Consider the following 4,897-nt stretch of genomic DNA (forward strand, 5'->3'; position numbering starts at 1 on the left):
CCTTTACCGCGCCTGTTCGCGCGAAGCGGCGATGGAGACGCTGCAGGGCGCCTGGGATGCCGGCCTGCGCTATTTCGACACCGCACCCTTCTACGGTTTCGGACTGTCGGAGCGCCGCTTCGGCGACTTCCTGCGCTACAAGCCGCGCGATTCCTATGTGCTGTCGACCAAGGTCGGCCGGCTGTTCCGCCCGGTGCCGGACGATCAGGTTCCCGATCACTCCTATGTCGATCCGCTGCCCTTCGCGCTCGACTACGACTATTCCTATGACGGCATCATGCGGTCGGTCGAATTCAGCTATGCGCGGCTTGGCCTAAACAGGATAGACATCCTGTTTGTCCACGACATCGGCGCCTACACCCATGGTGTCGAGAAGACCAAGCTGCACTTTCGCGACCTGATGGACGGCGGCCTCAAGGCACTTGAAGAGCTGAAACGGTCCGGCGTCATTTCCGCCTATGGGCTTGGCGTCAACGAAGTGCAGATCTGTCTGGACGTGATGCGCGAGGCGCCGCTCGACTGCATCCTGCTCGCCAGCCGCTATTCCTTGCTCGACCGCAGCGCCGAAGCGGAGTTGCTGCCCCTATGCCGGGCGCGGCAGACCTCCTTGGTCATTGGCGGCGTGTTCAACTCCGGTATCCTGGCGACCGGGCCGGTGCAAGGCGCACATTTCGACTACCGCCCTGCCAGCCATGACGTGCTCGACCGCGTCGGCGCAATGGAAAGGATCGCCGCCGAGGGTGGCTATCCGCTCGCCGCCGCAGCGTTCCAATTCCCCTTGCATGAACCTGCCGTCGCCACCGTGCTGACCGGCACCGCCAAGCTGGCGAACCTGACGCGCAACCTCCAACTGCTCGACATCGACGTGCCGGAGACGGAATACGCCAGATATCGTCCCCACACGCTGGTGCAGGAGCTGGTGTGAAACTCCATATTCTTGCGGTCACACGAAGGAATGGACATTCTATATTGACGAAATGATGGAATTAATATTCCATACGTTCCCGGAACGGAACGGAAGTGCGACGGCGCCAATGGGGAGCAGCGCGGTGGATTTGCCTCTGCCAGGCCTCGCAAGGACTGATCAAACAGCGCTTGCATCGATCTGTTCGATGCATTATCAAAACATGGCAATTGTTTTTTATTGATAAAGTTCTGTTTTGGATCACGCCTATCCGGACGGAGCTTCCGTATCGTTCACCGGGCGACTTAGGGAGGAAACCTCATGAAATTCGTGACCAGCATTCTCAACCGCCGCGCCGTCATGGCGCTGGCAGCAGCTTCGATGCTCGCCGGCGTCATGCATTCGGCGCCGGTTTCGGCGGCGGACGTCACCATTCCGATCATCGTCAAGGACACCACGTCGTTCTACTGGCAGATCGTTCTGGCCGGCGCCCGCAAGGCCGGCAAGGATCTCGGCGTCAACGTGCCGGAACTCGGTGCCCAGGCTGAAACCGACGTCAACGGCCAGGTCTCGATCCTCGAGAACGCCGTTGCCAGCAACCCGGCGGCGATCGTCATTGCGCCGACCGAGTTCAAGGCGCTTGGCAAGCCGATCGATGAAGCCGCTGCCAAGGTCAAGGTCATCGGCATCGACTCCGGCGCCGACTCCAAGGCCTTCACCTCGTTCCTGACCACCGACAACGTCCAGGGCGGCCGCGTCGCTGCCGACGGCCTCGCAGCCGCCATCGGCGCCGCCAACGGCGGCAAGATCGAGGGCGACGTCGCCCTGATCACCAACGCGCCGGGCGCCGGCTCGCTCGAACAGCGCAAGCAGGGCTTCACCGAACAGCTGGCCGCCAAATATCCGGGCCTCAAGCTGGTCGCCGATAAATATGCCGACGGCCAGGCCACCACCGGCCTCAACATCGCCACCGACCTGATCACCGCCAACCCGAACCTCAAGGGCATCTTCGCTTCCAACCTGATCATGGCGCAGGGCGTCGGTCAGGCTGTCGCGGAAAACAGCCTTGGCGGCAAGCTGGCGCTGGTCGGTTTCGACAGCGACGAGAAGCTGATCAAGTTCCTCAACGACGGCGTCATTTCCGCCCTCGTCGTCCAGGATCCGTACCGGATGGGCTATGACGGCATCAAGACCGCACTCGCCGCTTCCAAGGGCGAGAAGGTCGAAGCCAATGTCGACACCGGCGCCAATCTGGTGACCAAGGACAACATGAAAGACCCCAAGATCGACGCGCTGCTCAATCCGAAGCTCTGAGCCGTCGCATCCGCAATGGTCTCCGGGGCACCTCGCCCCGGAGACAAGCTGCCGCACAAACGGCTTGGCAATCCATAAGCGTAGGCTAGGCTGTTTTCGAGACATATCCTTGTCTCGCCGCGTGCCAATCGTGAGGCCAATCTGGGAGGATTGTCATGACATCGACGGCGCAGGAACTGCATCCGGCCCCTGTGCTGGAACCGGGGCGGACCATCCTCGAATTGCGCGGGCTGGAGAAGCGCTATCCCGGCACCCACGCGCTGAAGCCGGTCGACCTCGCCTTCAAGTCCGGTGAGATCCACGCCATCGTCGGCGAGAACGGCGCCGGCAAATCCACGCTCATCAAGCTTCTGACCGGCGTCATGCCGCGCACCTCCGGAGAGATCGCCTGGGAGGGCCAGCCGGCTGCCCTGGCGACGCCGCATGAGGCGATGGCGCTCGGCATCAATGCCGTGCACCAGGAAGTCGTGCTGTGCCGCCACCTGACGGTCGCCGCCAACATGTTCCTCGGCGAGGAGAATTCGCGCTTCGGCATCCTGCAGCAGCGTGCCATGGTCAGGCAAGCGCAGACCATCATCGACGATCTCGGCTTCGACCTGCCGGCGCATGTCACGCTGGGCGACCTCACTATCGGCCAACAGCAGCTGATTGCTGCCGCACGCGCCACCGTGCGCGGCACCAAATTCCTGATCTTCGACGAGCCGACCGCCTACCTCACCCGCAAGGAGGCCGACCAGCTCTTCACCCTGATCCGCCGGCTGAAGGGCGAAGGCGTGACGATCATCTACATCAGCCATCGCATGGAGGAGGTGTTCGAACTCGCCGACCGTGTTTCCGTGCTGCGCGACGGCACGCTGGTCGGCACCCGCAACATCGCCGAGACCAACGATGCCGAGCTGGTCAAAATGATGATCAACCGCTCGATCGAGCAGGTTTATCACAAGGAGCATTTCACGCCGGGCGCCGCGATCCTCGAGGCGAGGAGCCTGTCCGGCAAGGGCTTCGAAAATGTCTCGATGACGGTTCGCGCCGGCGAGATCGTCGGTCTCTATGGCCTGATCGGCGCCGGACGGAGCGAGTTCGTCACCACGCTCTACGGCCGCCATCGCAAATCGGCCGGCCAGATTCTGTGGGAAGGCAAGGAAGTTCAGGTCAACTCCGAACATGACGCGATCAAGCTCGGCATGGCGCTGGCGCCGGAAAGCCGCCGCGACCAGGGCCTCTGCCTCAATCTGCCAGTCGGCTTCAACCTGAACCTGCCGATCTACAAGCGTATCTCGAACAATCTGCTGATTTCGAGCACGCAGGAGAAGACGCAAGCCGATCGCCAGATCGCCGATCTGCGCATCAAGACACCGACGCGCGGCGCGCTGGCATCCAGCCTGTCGGGCGGCAACCAGCAGAAGATCGTCATCGGCAAATGGCTGGCGCACGGCGCCAAGCTGTTCATCTTCGACGAACCGACGGTCGGCGTCGATGTCGGCACCAAGGCCGAGATCTACCGCCTGTTCAGCGCACTTTTGTCAAAGGGCGCCGGCATCATCCTGATCTCGTCCTATCTGCCGGAAGTCTATGAACTCGCCGACACGCTGCATGTGTTCCGGCGCGGCAAACTGGTGGCGACGCACGGTTTTCACGCCGCCAGCCACGAGGATATTCTCACTCAGGCGCTCGCCGAGAAACAAGAAAAGCTGGGAGGACAGATATGAGCACCGAGGCGATCGCCGTCGAAAAACCGAAGCGCAACTACAACGTCCTGTTTGGGCTGACGCTTTTGGCGCTGCTGGTTCTGCTCTGGATTCTTCTCTCCGTGGCGACGACGAGCTTCGCCTCCGCCAACAACATGGCCAATCTCTTGCGCCAGGGCTCGATGATCGCCATCATGGCGGTCGGCCAGACCTTCGTCATCATCACCGGCGGCATCGACCTGTCGGTCGGCGCCGTGGTCGGTTTCGCCACGGTGGTCGTGGCCATGATGATCAATGCCGGCTTCCCCATCTGGCTCGCCATTCTGGTGACGCTGCTGGTCGGCGTCGCCATCGGCATGTTCCACGGCTTCGGCATCGTCAAGATGGGCCTGCCACCCTTCATCATCACGCTGGCAACGCTGACCTCGCTGCGCGGCATCGGCCTTTTGATGACCAACGGCAATTCGATCAACATCAACAGCGACACCTTCACCGCCTTCTCGCGCAATTCCTTCATCGGCATCCCCAACCTGTTCTGGATGGTGATCCTGGTCGGCATTCCGGCCTATATCTTCCTGCACCACAGCCGCTGGGGCCGATACCTGTTTTCGGTCGGCTCCAACGCCGAGGCTTCGCGTCTGTCCGGCGTCAATGTCCAGCGCACCATCTACATGGCCTACACGCTGTCGGGCCTGTGCGCCGCCTTTGTCGGCGTGCTGCTGGCCGCCCGCATCGGCATCGGCAACCCGACGCAGGCCGAGGGCTGGGAACTGCAGGCGATCGCGTCTTCGGTCATCGGCGGCACCTCGCTGTTCGGCGCCGTCGGCTCGGTGCATGGGCCGCTGCTCGGCGCCTTCATCCTGGCCACCATCAACAACGGCGCCAACCTGCTCAACGTCAATTCGTTCTGGCAGCGCATCATCACCGGCGCGCTGATCATCATCATCGTCTACTTCGACGGCCTGCGCCGCCGCGGCAAGTAGCGATCCCG

4 protein-coding genes are annotated in these 4,897 nt (G+C 62.3%); all 4 read left to right on the forward strand.

Annotation, left to right across the window (positions count from 1 at the left end; genetic code table 11):
* Window positions 1-925: aldo/keto reductase (locus EN906_RS23065; protein WP_164777298.1), on the forward strand; the 925-nt coding region annotated here is incomplete at its 5' end.
* Between the two features lie 300 nt (window positions 926-1,225).
* Window positions 1,226-2,218 (forward strand): ABC transporter substrate-binding protein, encoded by a 993-nt coding sequence (locus EN906_RS23070; protein WP_127272465.1) that lies wholly within the window; start codon window positions 1,226-1,228, stop codon window positions 2,216-2,218.
* A gap of 155 nt (window positions 2,219-2,373) precedes the next feature.
* Window positions 2,374-3,927 carry a sugar ABC transporter ATP-binding protein gene (locus EN906_RS23075; protein ID WP_127269847.1) on the forward strand — a complete coding sequence of 518 codons (1,554 nt, stop codon included), beginning with the start codon at window positions 2,374-2,376 and terminating at the stop codon, window positions 3,925-3,927.
* Window positions 3,924-4,889, forward strand: coding sequence for an ABC transporter permease (locus EN906_RS23080; protein WP_023812479.1), 966 nt, complete (start codon window positions 3,924-3,926; stop codon window positions 4,887-4,889). Before EN906_RS23075 ends, EN906_RS23080 begins: the two co-directional genes overlap by 4 nt.
* Window positions 4,890-4,897: the final 8 nt, after the last annotated feature.

The sequence above is a fragment of the Mesorhizobium sp. M7A.F.Ca.CA.004.06.1.1 genome (genome assembly GCF_003999135.1).
Taxonomy (GTDB): Bacteria; Pseudomonadota; Alphaproteobacteria; order Rhizobiales; family Rhizobiaceae; genus Mesorhizobium.